14 protein-coding genes and 1 riboswitch are annotated in these 17310 nt (G+C 71.0%); of the genes, 7 read left to right on the forward strand and 7 right to left on the reverse strand.

Annotation, left to right across the window (positions count from 1 at the left end; all coding sequences use genetic code 11):
- Nucleotides 1-27: 27 nt before the first annotated feature.
- Complete coding sequence (locus AB8998_RS28440; RefSeq protein WP_369741221.1) at nt 28-1107, reverse strand: S1C family serine protease; 1080 nt, start codon at nt 1105-1107, stop codon at nt 28-30.
- Nucleotides 1108-1347: 240 nt separating this feature from the next.
- Between AB8998_RS28440 and AB8998_RS28445 the strand changes: the two genes are divergently transcribed.
- The 3 genes from AB8998_RS28445 (at nt 1348) to AB8998_RS28455 (ending at nt 4542) form a co-directional block, all read left to right on the forward strand.
- Nucleotides 1348-1767, forward strand: coding sequence for a TIGR03668 family PPOX class F420-dependent oxidoreductase (locus AB8998_RS28445; protein ID WP_369741222.1), 420 nt, complete (start codon nt 1348-1350; stop codon nt 1765-1767).
- 129 nt (nt 1768-1896) lie between these two features.
- Entirely contained in the window at nt 1897-4053 is a 2157-nt protein-coding gene (locus tag AB8998_RS28450; protein WP_369741223.1) for an elongation factor G-like protein EF-G2, read from the forward strand.
- Between the two features lie 6 nt (nt 4054-4059).
- Complete coding sequence (locus tag AB8998_RS28455) at nt 4060-4542, forward strand: hypothetical protein (RefSeq protein ID WP_369741224.1); 483 nt, start codon at nt 4060-4062, stop codon at nt 4540-4542.
- Between the two features lie 73 nt (nt 4543-4615).
- On the opposite strand, the gene AB8998_RS28460 is transcribed toward AB8998_RS28455, so the two are convergent.
- Nucleotides 4616-6190 (reverse strand): FadD7 family fatty acid--CoA ligase, encoded by a 1575-nt coding sequence (locus AB8998_RS28460; protein WP_369741225.1) that lies wholly within the window; start codon nt 6188-6190, stop codon nt 4616-4618.
- Between the two features lie 254 nt (nt 6191-6444).
- On the opposite strand from AB8998_RS28460, the gene oxc reads away from it, so the two are divergent.
- A complete protein-coding gene (gene oxc / locus AB8998_RS28465; protein WP_369741226.1) occupies nt 6445-8178 on the forward strand; it encodes an oxalyl-CoA decarboxylase in 1734 nt (577 codons plus the stop codon).
- Here oxc and AB8998_RS28470 read toward each other — a convergent pair.
- On the reverse strand, nt 8162-9094 hold the full coding sequence (locus AB8998_RS28470) for a LysR family transcriptional regulator (RefSeq protein WP_369741809.1): 933 nt from the start codon (nt 9092-9094) through the stop codon (nt 8162-8164). The genes oxc and AB8998_RS28470 overlap by 17 nt on opposite strands.
- A gap of 240 nt (nt 9095-9334) precedes the next feature.
- Between AB8998_RS28470 and AB8998_RS28475 the strand changes: the two genes are divergently transcribed.
- Complete coding sequence (locus AB8998_RS28475) at nt 9335-10102, forward strand: L,D-transpeptidase (RefSeq protein WP_369741227.1); 768 nt, start codon at nt 9335-9337, stop codon at nt 10100-10102.
- 120 nt (nt 10103-10222) lie between these two features.
- Here AB8998_RS28475 and AB8998_RS28480 read toward each other — a convergent pair whose 3' ends face one another.
- Entirely contained in the window at nt 10223-10861 is a 639-nt protein-coding gene (locus AB8998_RS28480) for a hypothetical protein (protein WP_369741228.1), read from the reverse strand.
- Nucleotides 10862-11029: 168 nt separating this feature from the next.
- On the opposite strand from AB8998_RS28480, the gene AB8998_RS28485 reads away from it, so the two are divergent.
- Nucleotides 11030-11962 (forward strand): NADP-dependent oxidoreductase, encoded by a 933-nt coding sequence (locus AB8998_RS28485; RefSeq protein WP_369741810.1) that lies wholly within the window; start codon nt 11030-11032, stop codon nt 11960-11962.
- Here the strand turns inward: AB8998_RS28485 and AB8998_RS28490 are convergent.
- On the reverse strand, nt 11954-13690 hold the full coding sequence (locus AB8998_RS28490) for an NRAMP family divalent metal transporter (protein ID WP_369741229.1): 1737 nt from the start codon (nt 13688-13690) through the stop codon (nt 11954-11956). The genes AB8998_RS28485 and AB8998_RS28490 overlap by 9 nt on opposite strands.
- An 86-nt stretch (nt 13691-13776) precedes the next feature.
- Complete coding sequence (locus AB8998_RS28495; protein ID WP_369741230.1) at nt 13777-13926, reverse strand: hypothetical protein; 150 nt, start codon at nt 13924-13926, stop codon at nt 13777-13779.
- Nucleotides 13927-14164: 238 nt separating this feature from the next.
- Nucleotides 14165-14360: riboswitch (M-box (ykoK) riboswitch) on the reverse strand.
- A 69-nt stretch (nt 14361-14429) separates the two neighbouring features.
- Between AB8998_RS28495 and AB8998_RS28500 the strand changes: the two genes are divergently transcribed.
- Entirely contained in the window at nt 14430-15083 is a 654-nt protein-coding gene (locus AB8998_RS28500) for a class I SAM-dependent methyltransferase (protein WP_369741231.1), read from the forward strand.
- Nucleotides 15084-15092: 9 nt separating this feature from the next.
- Here AB8998_RS28500 and AB8998_RS28505 read toward each other — a convergent pair whose 3' ends face one another.
- Nucleotides 15093-17102, reverse strand: coding sequence for an SGNH/GDSL hydrolase family protein (locus tag AB8998_RS28505; protein ID WP_369741232.1), 2010 nt, complete (start codon nt 17100-17102; stop codon nt 15093-15095).
- Nucleotides 17103-17310 lie beyond the last annotated feature (208 nt).

Below are 17310 nucleotides of genomic sequence, written 5' to 3' on the forward strand. Positions count from 1 at the left end.
GACGGCGGGCACCACCCCGGACGGGTGTCAGGCCGGCGGGCCGTCCGCCAGGGTCACGACAGCCTCGCGGTCGCCGCCCGACACGGAGCGATAGCTCACCGTGATGTTGTCGCCCGGGTGATGCGGGACGAGAGCGTCCGTCATCGAGGTGGCCCCGCGGATCGGGGCACCGTCGATCGAGGTGATCACGTCGCCCGGCGCGAAGCCCGCCCCCGCGGCGGGGCCGTCGCCGACCACGCGTTCGACCCGTGCGCCGTTGCCGCCGTTGTCGACGACGCCGAGGCCGAGGAAGGCCGTGGGGCCGATGTGCACGGTGTTCGAGCCGGCACCGGAGCGGATCTGGCCGGCCACTCCCATCGCCTGGCCGATCGGGATGGCGAAGCCCTGCCCGCCGGACATCTTGTAGTTGTCGGTGGCGGCGGTGTTCATGCCGATCACCTGGCCGTTGCCATTGACCATCGGCCCGCCGGAGTCGCCCGGCTTGATCGGCGTGTCCGCCTGGATCAGACCGCCCAGCGTCTCCTGGGCGCCGGTCAGGGTGTCGGTGGCGTCGACGGTCTGGTTGAGGCCGATGACGTGGCCGGCCACCGCGCTGGGCGTTCCGCCCTGTCCGCCGGCGTTGCCCATCGCGACCACCGGCTCGCCGATGTTGGCGCCGCCGCCGATCGCGGCGGTCGGCAAGCCGGCCGCCCCGCGCAGCTGCAGCACCGCGACGTCCTGGGTGCGGTCGTAGCCGATCACGTCGACGCCGTAGGTCTGGCCGTTGCCGACGTCGAACGCGCTGATGTCGGTGGCGCCGGCGATCACGTGGTTGTTGGTCAGCACCACACCGTTGGGGTCGATGACGATCCCCGTGCCGGCCCCCACCGCGTTGTTGTAGCCGAACTTGGTGTTGATGTTGACCACCTGCGGCCCGACCTGCGCGACCAGCGCCGCCGGGTCGAGCGCGAGCATGGGGCGGTCGGCGATCCGATCCAGCGCGGGGGTGGACGACCCGGGAGGTGCGGCCGACGCGGGCACCGCGCCCAGGCCCAGGCCCAGGCCGACCACGGCCAGCACGCTGGCTAACCATGACCACCAGACCGAGCGGTGATGCCCTTTGCTCATCCGTACCTCCTGTAGCCGAGAATCAGAAATCGCCCCGGCCTCCGGCTCTGAGGCGGGACGACTTTGTATTTATAACCGTAATGCAGATCGTCATTCAGGCGCTCGTCAGGGTTTCGCGGTCGGCGTAACCGCGGTGGGGACGCCGGCCCGAGCCGGCCGCGGCGAGAACCCGCCGGTTTGCTGCGCGGCCGCCCCGGCCGCGGGGTCGGCGATCGGTCCCGGTGCCTCTAAGCTGAGACGGTGGGCGATTTCGACGCCAGGGCCAGGTTCACCCGCTCCCCGGTGGCCCGGCTTGCCACGATCACACCCGAGGGCCTCCCCCACCTGGTGCCGGTGGTTTTCGCGCTCGACGACGGCGCCGGCGGCTACGTGGTGTACACCGCCGTCGACGGCAAACCCAAAACCACCCGGCGGCTGCGGCGGCTGGCCAACATCGAGAAGCACCCGCGGGTGAGCCTGCTCGTCGACCACTACACCGACGACTGGACGCGGCTGTGGTGGGTCCGGGCCGACGGGGTCGCCGCCGTCCACGACGACGGCCCGGCGATGGACGCCGGACGGCGGCTACTGCGCGCCAAATACCACCAGTACCAAACGGTTTCGTTGGACGGCCCCGTCATCGCGGTCACGGTTCAGCGGTGGTCGGGCTGGCAGGCCTGAGCACGCCCGGCGCGGGCCGGTCAACGATTCGTCCCGGGCTCTTGTGGTCCCTGGTGGTTGGGTGAAGGGTAGCTAGATACCGAGATAGGTGTACGGCAGTAAGCGACCCGGGAAATTCGGAGGGAAGCCATGGCGGACAGGACGAACGGTTCCCAGGGCGCGACGGCCGCCCCCACCGCCACCGGCCCGGGCGACATTCGCAACGTCGTGCTCGTCGGACCGTCCGGGGCCGGCAAGACCACCCTCGTCGAAGCCCTGCTCGTCGCGGCCGGGGTGCTGTCCCGGGCCGGCTCGGTCACAGACGGCACCACGGTGTGCGACTACGACGACGCCGAGATCCGCCAGCAGCGGTCTGTGGGCGTCGCCGTCGCGTCCCTGTCGCACGACGGCATCAAGGTCAACCTCGTCGACACCCCCGGATACGCCGACTTCGTGGGCGAACTGCGGGCCGGACTGCGGGCGGCAGACTGCGCGCTGTTCGTCATCGCCGCCAACGAGGGGGTCGACGCGCCGACGAAGCTGCTGTGGCAGGAGTGCAGCCGGGTCGGCATGCCCCGCGCGGTGGTGATCACCAAGCTCGACCACGCGCGGGCCGATTACTCCGAGGCGCTGGCCGCCGCACAGGACGCGTTCGGCGACAAGGTGTTACCGCTGTACCTGCCCGGCTCCCTGCCGGCCTGCGCCGGCCTGATCGGCCTGCTGTCGCAAACCTGCTACGACTACGCGGACGGGCGGCGCACGGCCCACCCGCCGGACCCGTCGGACACCGACCGCATCGAGAGCGCCCGCGGCGCCCTGATCGAGGGGATCATCGAGGAGTCCGAGGACGAGTCCCTGATGGAGCGCTATCTGGGCGGCGGGACGATCGACGAGGCCGTGCTCATCGCGGACCTCGAGCGGGCCGTGGCCCGGGCGTCGTTCTTCCCGGTGATCCCGGTGTGCAGCGGGACCGGCGTCGGAACCCAGGAACTGCTGGAGATCATCACCCGCGGCTTCCCCTCCCCGATGGAGCACCCGCTGCCGGAGGTGTTCACCCCGCAGGGCGCCCCGCACACCACGCTGGCCTGCGACCCCGACGCGCCGCTGCTCGCGGAGGTGGTGAAGACGACGTCGGACCCCTACGTCGGCAGGGTCAGCCTGGTCCGGGTGTTCTCCGGCACGGTCAGGCCCGACGCGACGGTTCACGTGTCGGGCCATTTTGCGTCGTTCTTCGGCGCCGGCAACGGGAACGGCAGCACCCACCCCGACCACGACGAGGACGAGCGCGTCGGGGCGCTGTCGTTTCCGCTGGGCAAGCAGCAACGCCCGGCGCAGGCGGCGGTCGCGGGCGACATCTGCGCGATCGGCAAGCTGAGCCGCGCCGAGACCGGCGACACGCTGTCGGACAAGTCCGAGCCCCTGGTGCTCAAGCCCTGGACGATGCCCGAACCGCTGCTGCCGGTCGCCATCGCGGCGCACGCCAAGACCGACGAGGACAAGCTGTCGGTCGGGTTGGGGCGGTTGGCCGCCGAGGATCCGACACTGCGCATCGAGCAGAACCCGGAGACGCACCAGATCGTGTTGTGGTGCATGGGCGAGGCCCACGCCGGTGTGGTCCTGGACGCGCTGGCCAACCGCTACGGCGTGACCGTGGGCACCGTCGACGTCCGGATCCCGCTGCGGGAGACGTTCGGCGGCAAGGCCAAAGGCCAGGGCCGCCATGTCAAGCAGTCGGGTGGGCACGGCCAGTACGCGGTGTGCGACATCGAGGTGGAGCCGCTGCCGGAGGGCTCCGGGTTCGAGTTCCTCGACAAGGTGGTCGGCGGGGCGGTGCCGCGCCAGTTCATCCCCAGCGTGGAGAAGGGTGTGCGCACCCAGATGGAAAAGGGTGTGCACGCCGGCTATCCGGTGGTCGACATCCGCGTCACCCTGCTCGACGGCAAGGCGCACAGCGTGGACTCCTCGGACTTCGCGTTCCAGACGGCCGGCGCGCTGGCGTTGCGGGAGGCGGCGGCGGCGACCCGGGTGGCGCTGCTCGAACCCATCGACGAGATCTCGGTGCTGGTGCCCGACGACTTCGTCGGCGCGGTGATGGGCGACCTGTCGAGCCGGCGCGGGCGGGTCCTGGGCACCGAGGCCGGTTGCGACCGCACGATCGTGCACGCCGAGGTGCCGCAGGTGGAGCTGGTCCGCTACGCCATCGATCTGCGCTCCCTGGCGCACGGGGCCGCGTCGTTCACCCGGTCGTTCGCCCGTTACGAACCGATGCCGGAATCGGCGGCCGCAAAGGTGGCGGCTACTGTCTGACAAGGCATGTCGACATTCAACGGACTTCCCGCCCATATCCTGCTGAACCATTTCGTCGTCGTTCTCGCACCGCTGACGGCGGTCCTGGCGATCCTGTGCGCGCTGTGGCCGGCGGCGCGCCGGCGGCTGATCTGGCTCGTCGTCCTGCTGGCGGTGGCCACGGTGGCCCTGACCCCGGTGACCGCCGGCGCAGGCGCGTGGCTGGCGGCGCGGGTGCGCGCCGCGCCCGCCGCGGTGCCCGTGCTGGCCGCGCACGAGCAGTTGGGTTCGACGTTCATCTACATCGTCGCGGCGCTGCTGGCCACCGTCGCGCTGCTGGCCGCCGTCCATGTCCGCCAGACGCGCGGAACGGCGGTCAGCCTCGTGGCGCAGTCGGTGGTCGGGGTGCTGGTGGTCGTCGCCGCGGCCGCGACGCTGATCCAGACCTACCGCATCGGCGATTCCGGCGCCCGGGCGGCCTGGGGCACGGTGTCCTCAGCCACCCCCTAGACCGCGAGCGTGCGTGTCGCGACGGCGACACGCCGCCACCGCTGACATTCTGCGCACGCTCGCGCTCGGCGGGCTACCCCTGTTGAGGGCCGAACTGCCGGGCCACGGCGCGGCGGTCCAGCGAGCCCTTCGCGGTGTGGGGCAACTCCCCGGCTTCCTGGAAGGTGGTGGGCACCTCGTAGGGTGCCAGCTTCTCCCGGCAGAACGCCACCAGTTCGTCGGGGGCCGGCGCGGCGAGTTGCCGGGGAACGAACACCGCGGCCACGGTCTCCCCGTACACCTTGTCGGGCATGCCGAACACCGCGACCTCCAGCACACCGGGGTGGCTGGCCAGGACGGCCTCGACCCGCTCCGGTGAGATCTTCTCCCCGCCGCGATTGATCAGCTCCTTGATCCTGCCGCGGATGCTCAGGTCGCCGGCCGCCGACAGCGACCCCAGGTCGCCGGTGCGCAGCCAACCGTCGGTGAAGTTTGCCGCGGTGATCGCCGGATCGCCGAGGTAGCCCCGCACGACGGTGGGGCCGCGCAGCCAGACCTCGCCGACGGCCCCGGCCTCCAGCGACTGACCGTCGGGCCCGGCGATCCTGATCTCGGGTCCGGTCGAACGGCCGACGAGACCCGGTGTCTCGGACGGGTTTTCGCGTTCGTCGATTCCCGTGCTGGACACCTGGTGGGTCGCCTCGGTCATGCCGAACGCGCACACCACCGGCGCGGAGAAGGTGTCGCGCAGCGCCTGCGCCGTCTCCGGCGTGAGCGGGGCGCTGCAGCTGCGGATGAACCGCAGCGCGGCCTTTTCGGTCTGCTGCCGATCGGTCTTGGCGCGCTCCAGCAGGATCTGGTGAATCGTCGGGACCGCGGTGTACCAGGTGGCCCGAACGGCGTCGATGTCGTCCCAGAACGTGTGCGCCGAGAACCGCCCGCGTGCCGGCAGCAACACCGCACCCCCGGACGCCAGGGTCGACAACAGCGCAGCGAGCAGCCCATGCCCGTGGTAGAGCGGCATCACCGCGACGGTCGCATCGTCGGGCCCGAAACCGTAGCCGGCGACGATCGCGCGCACCGAGGCCGCGAGATTGGCGTTGGTCCACGGGACCATCTTCGGGAGGCCGGTCGTTCCCCCGGTGAACATGATCATGGCGTCGTCGCCCCGCAGCCCTTCGGGCGCCCGCGTAGGCGCGCCGCAAGCCTGCGCGGCGTCCAGGTCGACCTCCGGGCCGCGGTCGGGCCCCACGGTCACCGCGATCGGCCACCACCCCGGCGCCGACTCCCGCTCGTCGGGCACGTCCCCGTCGACGAGGACCACCCGCGCGCCCACCGCCTCGCTGCGCCGCCGCTGCTCGCCGACGGGCAGGGCCGGGTCCAGCGGGACGGCGATCAGCTCCGCGCGCGACGCCGCCAGCAGGCCGACGACGAATTCGGCGTTGCTCCCCGCGCGCAGCGCGACCCGGTCACCGGGCGTCAGCCCGGCCGCCCCGAGCCGGCCGGCCAGGTCGTCGACCAGTCCGACCAGGTCGCGGTAGCTGACCCGGATGCGGTCCTCGGTGACGACGAGCGCCGGCGCCTCCGGGTGCGCGGCCGCCGCTGCCGCGACCAGGTCGGCGATGCGCGGGCTCGCGGATGCCTCGGTCGACTCAGTCCCCATCGCCATGTCCCTTCCTCGAGGGCCCTCGCCGGGCCGCGAAATTCCTGCTCGCACCCTGCCGCGCCGCCGCGGCGGCCGTCTAATACCGATGCCCTCACAATTGATAACCGATGGCTATCGAGCGGGGGTGACCAGCCCTCGAACGCCGTCGATAAATTGCGTGAATCGCTGGATAGCGGCTTAGTGTTGGACGACTCCGGCCCCGCGGAACACAGTGATCACGGACCCCAACGACCACCAGGACACGAGGAGTTGCCACCATGACCACCGATTCGGCATCTCCGGAGTCGACGCGTTCGACCGACGGCTTCCACCTCGTCGTCGATGCGCTCAGGGCCAACGGCGTCGACACCGTCTACGGGATCGTCGGCATCCCGATCACCGACCTGGCCCGCGTCGCGCAGGCGTCCGGGATCCGCTACATCGGCTTCCGCCAGGAGACGTCGGCCGGCAACGCCGCCGCGGCGGCCGGGTTCCTCACCCGGCGTCCGGGTGTCTGCCTGACGACGTCGGGGCCCGGTTTCCTCAACGGCCTGCCCGCGCTCGCCAACGCCACGACGAACTGCTTCCCGATGATCCAGATCTCGGGTTCCAGCAATCGCGCGCTGGTCGATCTGCAGCGCGGCGACTACCAGGATCTCGACCAGCTCAGCGCCGCAAAGCCTTTCGCGAAGGCGGCTTACCGGATCGCCCGCGTCGAGGAGATCGGCCGCGGGATCGCGCGCGCCGTACGCACCGCGGTTTCCGGCCGGCCGGGCGGGGTGTACCTCGACATCCCCGGTGAGGTGCTTGGCCAGACGATGGACGCGGCCGCCGCGGCGCACACCGTGTGGCGGGTGGTGGACCCGGCGCCGCGCCAGCTCCCGGCACCGGACGCGGTCGAGCGCGCGCTGGACCTGCTCGCCCGGGTCCGGCGCCCGCTGATCGTGCTCGGCAAGGGTGCTGCGTACGCCCAGGCCGACGAAGCGATCCGGAACTTCGTGGAGGACACGGGCATTCCGTTCCTGCCGATGTCGATGGCCAAGGGACTGCTGCCGGACTCGCACCCGCAGTCCGCCGCGGCGGCCCGCTCGCTGGCCATCTCGCGCGCGGACACGGTGCTGCTCGTTGGCGCCCGGCTGAACTGGCTGCTGGGCCACGGCGCGGCGCCGCAGTGGTCGGCCGATGCCGCGTTCATCCAGGTCGACATCGCAGCTTCGGAGTTCGACAGCAACCAGCCGATCGCGGCGCCACTGGCCGGCGACATCGGTTCGGTGGTGTCGGCGCTGCGCGACGGTGCGCTCGCACGCCCGATCACCGCGCCGGCGCAATGGGTCGAGGAGCTGGCCGAGCGTAAATCGCGCAACGAAGCCAAGATGCGGGAGCTCCTGTCCGAAAACCCGCACCCCATGCGATTTTACAACGCGCTGGGTGCGATTCGCTCCGTGCTGCAGGACAACCCGGACGTGTACGTGGTGAACGAGGGTGCCAACGCGCTGGACCTGGCCCGCAACGTCATCGACATGCAGACACCGCGCCGCCGGCTCGACACCGGAACCTGGGGGGTGATGGGCATCGGCATGGGCTACGCGATCGCCGCCGCGGTCGAGACGGGCAAGCCCGTGGTCGCGATCGAGGGCGACAGCGCATTCGGCTTCTCCGGCATGGAGGTCGAGACCATCTGCCGCTATCAGCTTCCGGTGACCGTGGTGATCCTCAACAACGGCGGCGTCTACCGCGGTGACGAGGCGCCGGCCGGCAGCGATCCGGCGCCCACGGTGCTCAACGCGCGGGCGCGCCATGAGCTGATCGCAGAGGCGTTCGGCGGCAAGGGGTATCACGTCACCACGCCCGACGAACTGCGCTCGGCGCTGACCGCGGCGATCGCCGCCGGTAGCCCGTCGATCATCGACTGCGAACTCGACCCGTCGGCCGGCGTCGAAAGTGGCCACCTGGCAAGGCTGAACCCGACCAGCGCTGCCGCGCCGGCCGCCAAGCTCAGCGCCGGTGCGTGAGGCCCAGCAGCTGGGCGTCGAAGAACTCGTCGAGTGCGAGCTCCTGGGCCGAGGCGGCCAACGCGCGCGCGATCGGCGAGCCGGGCCCGGCGGAGTTCGTGGCGAGCACGATCTCGGCCTTCACCACCGGGTCCACCATGGCGACCGCGCGGATCTCGGCGTTCAGCGGCGAGGTCCACAGCCAGGTGTGCGGCACGATGCACGCCCAGTTGCCCGTGGTCACCTGCGCGAACAGCGAAGCCACCGAATCGGTTTCGACCTGCGGGGTGACGGCCATCGCGTGGCCGGCGAAGGCGTCGTCGATGATCTGCCGGTCCCGCATGTCCGGGGTGAGCAGCGCCAGCGGCAACTGCGCGGCCTCCGGCCACGTCAGCGTCGTCGCACCGGAGGGCAACATGTCCGCGGGTGCTAACAGCACGTAGCGCTCCTCGTAGAGCGGGACCAGGTCGACGTCGCGCGCTTCGTCGGGCGCGGCGTGCACGATGGCGGCGTGCAGCTCGAACTCGCGCACGCGCCGGTACAGTTCGGTGGCCGCCAGCCGGGACAGCACCTGGACCTTGGCCAGCGGGTGCGCCGAGCAGAAAGCCGAGAGCAACAACGACGCGGTCGTCGAGGCGGTCGGAACGGTGCCCAGCCGAAGCGTCCCGGTGATGCCCGACCGCACGGCGTGCACCTCGGCCTTGAAGGCGTCGTGTTCGGCGAGAATCCTTTTGGCCCACACGACCAACCGCTCGCCCTCGGGGGTCAGGCCCTCGAAGCTGTGTCCACGGTTGATCAGCGTGACGTTGAGTTCACGCTCCAGTTTGGCGATCGCCGAGGACAACGCGGGCTGCGAGACGTAGCACCTCTCGGCCGCCCTGGCGAAGTGGCGTTCCTGCGCCACCGCGACGAAGTACTCCAACTGACGGAAGAGCACCCGCACCTCCTGGCCTCCGGGCAACGCTTCGCCGAGGCTAACGCGTCGCCCGCGCGTCGGCTAATCCCGCGGCGCCCCGGCAAACCCGTGCACCGCTCGGTGACGAAATCGCGCCCGAGGGGGGACCGGATCGTGATCCGCACACCGCAGTAATGCGTCATCGTTTGCTGAAACCGGCATCGGGTAGTCAACAACTAGAATGTCGTTGTGTTGGTCGCACCATCTCGGAGGGCGGACGCTATGCGTCGAGGGGTTCGTTATCTATTTGTTATGGTGGCGATCACAACGACGATCACAACGACCGGTCTGGTGGGCTCCGCGCCGCGCAGCGTGGCCGCGGTTCCGGCGCCCGAACCGGCTCCCGGGGTCGCCTCGATTTTGCCCGCCGACGGGGCGGTGGTGGGGGTGGCGCATCCCGTGGTGGTGACGTTCGCCGCGCCGGTTTCCGACCGTGCCGCCGCCCAGCGGTCCATCCACGTGTCGTCGGCGAGTACCGTGCCCGGCCACTTCGAGTGGCCCCGCGACAACGTCGTGCAGTGGGCGCCGGACCGGTACTGGCCCGCCCACAGCCACGTCTCGGTGGGGGTGCAGGCGCTGACGACGGGCTTCGACGTCGGTGACGCGGTGGTCGGCGTCGCGAGCATCTCCGCGCACACCTTCACCGTCAGCAGGAACGGCGAGGTGCTGCGCACCATGCCGGCGTCCATGGGCAAGCCCACCCGGCCCACGCCGATCGGGCATTTCACCGCCCTGGAAAAGCAGCGCAGCGTGGTGATGGACTCGCGCACCATCGGCATCCCGCTCAGCTCCCCCGAGGGCTACAAGATCACTGCCTACTACGCGGTCCGGGTCACCTGGAGCGGCGTCTACGTGCACTCGGCGCCGTGGTCGGTCGACTCGCAGGGCTACGCCAACGTCAGCCATGGCTGCATCAACCTCAGCCCCGACAACGCCGCCTGGTATTTCAACACCGTCAACGTCGGCGATCCGATCACCGTCGTGGCCTGACGCCGGCGTGGTCCCGGGTCGGGGCGGGGCCGGCCGAGGTAGGCGGTGGGTCCCGGCAAACTCAGCCCGCCAATGCCGTTGGGGCCGAAGTCCGTCCGCGCCCGTCGCCGAGCCGCCCGGTCAACCGGGCAGCTGGTCCTTGATCCCGGCGTCCTGCTTGCGGCCGATGTCGATCACGGCGTCCCGATCCATCGGCGCATCCGGAGGGCTGTCGAATTCCATGTTGACCAGCGCGTTGCCCTCGGTGAACAGCAGCACGGTGACCGCTTTGGCGTTGTCGGGCGCGGTGCCCGAGGCGCCGGAGATCATGGCCCCGTTGGAGCCGACGTCGACCGGCTGCCACGTGCCGCTGACCTTGCCCGCGTAGTTTTTCTTGGTGTTCTCGACACCGGCCGCCGCCGCCGCGGGGTCCGCGAGGATCAAGATGAAGTCCCCGACCCGCCTGCTGTTGTCGGCGTTGACGAACAACTGCGCAACGCCGAGGCCGTTGTCCGGGTTCAGCACGGGAGGTTGGGGAGCGCTGAAATCGGGCCCGATGTCGGCCGGCTTGATGAGCAGCACGCTGTAATCCGTTTGCTGTCCCGGCGGCGGGCTCGTCACCGTGCCCGGCGCGGCCGACGAGGTCGGCGCGGCCGATGACGTCGTCGTGCTCGACGAGGTCGGCGCCGAAGGGGTCTGGTGGTTTCCGCACCCGGCGGCCGCCGCGCCCACCACGAGCGCGAGCGCGCAGCCGGTGGCGGCTTTGCGGGCGGTCTGCATGGCGTTCCTTCCCCGTCGAGAAACCCCTGTCGATGCGGCGCCTGACGCTGCAGCGAAACGCCGGCGCGAACAGGCCAGCTTATGAACATACGCGGCATGCCCGGCGGTGGGTACCGGATCACGACCTATGCTGGCGCCAAAGGCCGGTTTCGCCGGGAAGGGGGCGCGATGGCGCGCGCGGTGCGGTTCGACCGTTACGGGGGCCGCGACGTCCTGTACGTGGCGGACATCGACATGCCGTCGCCGGGGCCGGGCGAGGTGGTGGTCGAAGTCCGCGCCGCCGGGATCAATCCCGGCGAGGCCGGAATCCGCACCGGGGCGATGCACGAGATGTTCCCCGCGACGTTCCCGTCGGGCCAGGGCAGCGACCTCGCCGGCGTGGTGACTGCGCTGGGACCCGGAGTGACCGAATTCGCCGTCGGCGACGAGGTGCTGGGCTTCAGCCTGCGCCGGTCCAGTCACGCCACCCACACCGCGGTGCCGGTGCATCAACTGATCCACAAGCCGGCCGAACTAGCTTGGGAGGTGGCGGGTTCGCTGTATGTCGCCGGTGTCACCGCGTACGCGGCCGTCCGCGCGGTCGCGCCGCGGCCGGGGGAGACGGTCGCCGTGTCGGCGGCCGCCGGCGGGGTCGGCAGCCTGGTCGTGCAACTGCTGGGCCTGCGGAAGGCCGTCGTGCTCGGCATCGCGGGGCCCGGGAACGCGGGATGGCTGCGCGACCACGGCGTCATCCCGGTCGCCTACGGCGACGGCCTGGCGGAGCGGCTGCGGGCGGCGGCACCGGACGGAATCGACGCGTTCATCGACCTGTTCGGCCCGGACTACCTCGACCTGGCGGTGGACCTCGGTGTGGCACCGGAGCGCATCGAGACCATCATCTCGTTCCAGAAGGCCGCCGAGATCGGCGCCCGGACCGAGGGCAGCATGGACGCCTCCACACCGGAGGTGCTCGCCGAGATGGCCGGCCTGATCACCGCCGGCGCCATCGACTTCGAGATCGCCGCCACCTATCCGCTGGACCGGGTCGCGGACGCCTACGCAGAACTCGAGAGGCGGCACACCCGCGGCAAAATCGTTCTGCTGCCCGGTGGCTCACAGTGACGCGGCGGGCGCGACGATGCCGGCCTGCACGACCTTGACGATCACCAGCACGACGGCCACCACCAGGTAGGCACGCAGGGTGAACAGCCCCATCCGCCGGACCGGCGACATGGTGGGCCGGTCCAGCGCGGCCAATTCGGGTGTCTGCCAGTTCATCCGGTCCTGCCGGAGCACCGCGCGGCGTTCGGCACGCGAGAGCAGCGGGGTGCCGTCGAGCTGGTCGACCTGCTCGGGGTCCAGGCCACCGCCGAGGGCCCGCACGACGGCTTCGGCCTGGCGCCGGGCGGTGTACCGCCGGCCGGCGACGATCCCGGCGGCTCCGACGGCGACGCCCAGCACCGCGCCGCCCGCGAGGCCGGCCTCGATCGTGGTGGTGGACAAGCCCGGGAAGAAGGTCGTCGCCGTCAGGGCCAGCGACAGCAGCACGAGCGACCACACGATGGCCCACGCGATGATGTTCTGCCGCACCGTGTTCACCCACGGACCCAGCACCGCGCGGTCGTTGCACAGCAGGACCAAGAACACCGTGGCCGAGGGCAGCAGGACGCCGGCGAGCGCCTGCACGCCCTGGGTCACCAGGCCGAGCACGTGATCGGGGCTGAACGCCACCGCCGCCGACACGGCGAGCAGCAGCGCGTAGCCGCCATAGAACAGGGGCGCCTCACTGACCCTCCAGTGCAGTGAGTGCCGCCGTCCCATCGCGTCGCCCACGGCGTAGGTGGTGGCCAACCCGATGGCGTTCGCGCCGATCAGCGACGCGTCGAGCAGGATGATCGCGAACAGCACCCCCACCGTGCCGCCGAGGTGGCGGGACAGGCCCGCGGCGACGGCTCCCGCGTCGGTGAACTCGCCCGTGCCGGCCAACCCGAACGCGGTCACCGCCATCAACGCGGTGGCGCCGAGCATGACCACGACGATCCCGATGACCAGATCGGCGCGCGCGTAAGGAATCCAGCGTGCCGTGATGCGCTTGTCCACCACATTGGACTGCTGGAAGAAGAGCTGCCACGGCGCCACCGTCGTGCCCACGATCGCGATGGTCAGCAACAGCACGGTGGAGTTCAGGCCACCCGGGAACCGCGGCACCAGCCCCCCGGCGGTCCCCGCCAGGGTGGGATGCACCAGCAGCACCATCGGAACGATCAGCACGTTCACCGCGATCAGCCCGAACATCAGCGCCTCCCACCGCCGGAACGAGCCACCGGCCACCACGGCGAACAACAGCACGGCGGCGGCGGGGATCGCGACGATTTTGGGGCAGCCCAGGTAGCCCAGGGCCAGGGCCACCCCGATGAACTCGGTGACGATCGTCAAAGCGTTGAGAATCAACAGGTCCCCAACGCTGAACGCACCCCAGAACTTGCCGAACCGCTCGAATATCAGCCGCGCGTGCCCCACCCGGGTGACCGCGCCGAGCCGCAGCACCATCTCCTGGTTGACGTAGAGCACCGGGATCAGGAACACCAGCGTCCACAACAGGGCCATACCGTAGTTCTGACCGGCCTGTGCGTAGGTCGCGACGCCGCCGGCGTCGTTGTCGCCCACCATGACGATCAGCCCCGGTCCGGTGATGACCATCAGGGTGCGCAGGCGCCGCCAGCGGCTGCCGGTGCCGTCGTGGCGGATCCGGCCGAACGCGCCGACGATGTCGCCGGCGTGCGCGGAGTCCAGCACGGCCTGCCCGGCCGCGTCGGGCAGGCCGTGCTGCTGCGTGGAAAGTGAAGTCATCGAATTCTCACTGTCTGTGCGAGAGTCGAGCCCAAAGGCGTAGGGCGACTCAGACCGTCGATATGACAGGACGGGGCGCGGACCGATCAGCGCCGGTGGTGCACACCGCCCGGCGACCGCGTGCCGGGAGCGGCCAGCACGCCGATCGGCATCCGCGACACGTAGCGGTCCGCCCACTCCTGGGGGGTCGGGCGGTGCCGTGCGCACCAATTAGTCAGTACCGCAACAAAAGCCATGGTGTTCTCCTGGTGGAGGCCCGATCGGCTCACGACGTGCAGCGCGTCAGACGCGCCCGGCGATCAGCCGGCGCAGTGATGGCCGGAACCGGATTGGGACGAGACGGAATACGGATAGGGACTATCGCCTGGACTGGTTCTGCTCATCTCGCCCTCACCTCCTCACGGCCGGGACACACGGGGGTGTCATCATATCCACCTGAACGGGAGAGGCACTTAGGACGGCGGCACACCGCCGACGGCACCCCTCTCGTCGGAGCTTCGGCACTGCACGGCGTATCCGGAGTTCAGCCGATGTCGCGATCCGCTTCGTCCGGAAGCCACTTGGGCTCAACCCTTGGGTCCGGGAAGAGCTGTCCTGACCCGGGGCGTCTCTCGACGTTCGGGGTCAGTGGCCTGTATCCGTGCAGACGCCTCACCTACCGAGGTGCTTGCCGGTCCATGCTCGCACCGCCACCCGCCGCCCGTCAAACGCCGCGCCGCGGAGGCCTACCCTCGAGTCCATGCCCACCACGTTGCAGGACCCCAGAGTGGCGTCGACGCTCGAGACGATGTATGCCGAATCGCGGAACCAGATGTCGCTGCTGCGGGAGCGGCGCGGTGAGTTCGACCGGCCGATGACCACCCGGGAGCGCACCGAGGCGATGAGCGAGTTCTACATCCCGGTGACGCCCGAGGCGGGGCGGTTGCTGTACGCGCTGGTGCGCGCGACGCGTCCCACGACGGTGGTGGAGTTCGGCATGTCGTTCGGCATCTCCGCGGTGCATCTGGCCGCGGCGGTGCGCGACAACGGTTCCGGCCGCGTGGTGACCACCGAGCTGTGCGCCGCCAAGATCGCCGCCGCGCGGCAGACGTTCGCCGACACCGGCCTGGACGACGTGATCACCATCCTCGAGGGTGATGCGCTGGCCACGCTGGCCGAATTGGACGGGCCCGTCGACTTCGTCCTGCTGGACGGCTGGAAGGACCTGTACCTGCCGGTGATCGAGCTGCTCGAACCGCGCCTGTCGACGGGTGCGCTGGTCGTCGCCGACAACACCGGCGCCGCCGACACCCAGCCCTATCTCGACCGCGTGCGCGACCCTGCCAACGGCTACGTCAGCTTCAATTTCGGTGTGCGGGAAAGCGACAGCATGGAGCTGAGCTGCCGCATCTGAGCGTCGCGGCTACTTCAACGACTTCTCCAGCCACGGCGTCAGCCACCGCACCCCCTCGGAGGTGAGGTGGACGCCGTCGCTGCGCACCTTGATGCCGTCGACCTTGGCGGTGTAGACGCCGTCCGGGCAGAGCTTCTTGTTGAGGTCGAGGATCTGGACGCCGGGGTGCCGGCTCACGGCCGCGCGCAGCATGGCGTTCCACTGGTTGACCCGGTTGGGCTGGTCTTCCGGGTACAGGCGGCCGTCCGGCTTCTCCCCGCCGCGGCTGTAGGGCACGGTGGCGACCACCACGCGGGCACCGGTGGAGCCGGCGATGTCAAGCGCCCGTTGCAGTTCCGCGTTGAGGTAGGAGTCGAACGTCGGGTCGCCGATGTGGGTCCACTGCCCCTCGTTGACGCGGTCCACCGTCTCCCAGCGGCCGATGATCAGCAGCGCCACGTCGGGCTGGTCCTGGCTGACCTGGCGGGCCCAGCGGATCGGCCAGCCGTCGCATTCGGCGCGCTGTTCCAGCGTTTCGCCGACGTAGCGGTACGGCGTACCGCGCACGAGGCTGCAGCCGATGACGGTGTGGTCGAGGAAGGCGAACCCCGGCGTCGGCGGCAGGTAGTGCATCCAGGTCCACCCGATCGAGTCGCCGAACACCGAAACGGTGAACGGGCGATTGGGGTCTCGCGGCCGGGGGGGCGCCGGGCGGCCCGCGTCGGGCGGCGACGGCGAGACGGCCGCCACCGCCGAGACCCCCGGCGGTAGGCCGGCCTCGCGCAGCGCGGGTCCGGTGCCCACGGGGACGACCAGCAACGTCACCGCCGCCGCGCTGGCCACGGTCGCCGCGGCCAGCGGCAGCAGCGGCACCCGCGCCGGACGCCACCGCCGGATCGGTTGCTCGATGAGCCACCAGGACGCGGCCGCCGCCGCGATGGTGGCCGCGCACCGGACCGCGAACAGCCGCAGCCCGTCCCATCCGGTGCGTTCGCCGTTGAGCGCCAGGAAGATCGGCCAGTGCCACAGATAGACGCCGTAGGAGATGGTGCCCAGCCACACCAGCGGGGGCAGCGCCAGCACGCGGGCCACCGCCCCGCGCTGCTCCAGCGCCACCGGGGCGACCACCAGGACGGCCGCGAGGGCGACCCCGATCAGCAGGCCGTGGCGGAACTCCCGGGCGGCGCCGGTGGCGAAGTGGACCGCCGCGGCCAGCCCGGCCAGGCCCAGCAGCGGCAGCACCCGGGCGACCCGCCGCCCCCACCGGCTGCGGATCAGGCACCATCCGCGGTTCAGCGACTGCCAGTCGCGCACCAGCAGGGCCGCGGCGGCGGCGCCGACCAGCAGTGCCTGCGCGCGGGTGTCGGTGCCGAAGTAGATGCGGTCGCGCGTGCCATAGGAGACGAAGACGATCGCGGCCGCCGCCGAGGCGAGCGCCCCGGCCGTGGCGAGCAGGAAGGCGCTGAACCGCACCCCGCCCACGGTGGCCCGGGTGGAGCGCCGCCGGGCCCGCGCGGCCAGCAGCAGCGTCACCGCGATGAGCAGCAGCGGCCAGACGAAGTAGTACTGCTCCTCCACGCCCAGCGACCAGGTGTGTTGCAGCGGCGACGGCGGTGCGCCCCGGGTGAAGTAGTCGGTCTTCTGCGCGACGAACCGCCAGTTCGCCATCCAGCAGAACGCCGCGATCGCGTCGCTGCGCAACCCGGTCAGCGCCTGGTACGGGAGCAGTTCGCGGGCCGCGGCCACCGTGAGCACCATCAGCACCAGGGCGGGCAGCAGCCGTCGCGCGCGCCGGATCCAGAAGCCGGTCAGGTCGATCCGGCCGGTGCGCCCGAGCTCGTCGAGCAGCAGCGACGTGATCAAAAACCCGCTCAGCACGAAGAAAACGTCGACGCCGATGAAGCCGCCGGCCACGCCGGGGACGCCGCCGTGACCGACGAGCACCAGCGCGACGGCGATCGCGCGCAACCCGTCGAGGGCGGGAATCCCGCCGCGCCGCTCCGGGCGGTCCCAGATTGCGAGCCGGCCCACCCGGCGCACCGGGGCGACCCACCGGGGCCGCCCGGCGTCACGAGCCGGCGCGGAAGTCCCGCCCGGCTCGGTGCTTTCTGTTAACGCGCCCCGACCATGCTGCTGCCCGGCGCCATCGTTGATGCCGATACGTCGCTGCCCCTCCTCTAGATCGCAGCCAGCATAAATTCGCCCCGCGGGGATTCCGGAGATGACACGCGCGGAGCCCGGGTCGCTT

The organism is Mycobacterium sp. HUMS_12744610, assembly GCF_041206865.1.
Lineage (GTDB): Bacteria > Actinomycetota > Actinomycetes > Mycobacteriales > Mycobacteriaceae > Mycobacterium > Mycobacterium servetii.

Excerpts from the sequence above, each read along its gene's own strand:
- AB8998_RS28485 (WP_369741810.1), top strand. The coding sequence starts at position 11,030 with ATGGCGCGCGCGGTGCGGTTCGACCGTTACGGGGGCCGCGACGTCCTG.
- AB8998_RS28460 (WP_369741225.1), bottom strand. The coding sequence starts at position 6,190 with ATGGCGATGGGGACTGAGTCGACCGAGGCATCCGCGAGCCCGCGCATC.
- AB8998_RS28490 (WP_369741229.1), bottom strand. The coding sequence starts at position 13,690 with ATGACTTCACTTTCCACGCAGCAGCACGGCCTGCCCGACGCGGCCGGG.
- AB8998_RS28500 (WP_369741231.1), top strand. The coding sequence starts at position 14,430 with ATGCCCACCACGTTGCAGGACCCCAGAGTGGCGTCGACGCTCGAGACG.
- AB8998_RS28480 (WP_369741228.1), bottom strand. The coding sequence starts at position 10,861 with ATGCAGACCGCCCGCAAAGCCGCCACCGGCTGCGCGCTCGCGCTCGTG.
- AB8998_RS28495 (WP_369741230.1), bottom strand. The coding sequence starts at position 13,926 with ATGGCTTTTGTTGCGGTACTGACTAATTGGTGCGCACGGCACCGCCCG.
- AB8998_RS28475 (WP_369741227.1), top strand. The coding sequence starts at position 9,335 with ATGCGTCGAGGGGTTCGTTATCTATTTGTTATGGTGGCGATCACAACG.
- AB8998_RS28440 (WP_369741221.1), bottom strand. The coding sequence starts at position 1,107 with ATGAGCAAAGGGCATCACCGCTCGGTCTGGTGGTCATGGTTAGCCAGC.
- AB8998_RS28455 (WP_369741224.1), top strand. The coding sequence starts at position 4,060 with ATGTCGACATTCAACGGACTTCCCGCCCATATCCTGCTGAACCATTTC.
- AB8998_RS28450 (WP_369741223.1), top strand. The coding sequence starts at position 1,897 with ATGGCGGACAGGACGAACGGTTCCCAGGGCGCGACGGCCGCCCCCACC.
- oxc (WP_369741226.1), top strand. The coding sequence starts at position 6,445 with ATGACCACCGATTCGGCATCTCCGGAGTCGACGCGTTCGACCGACGGC.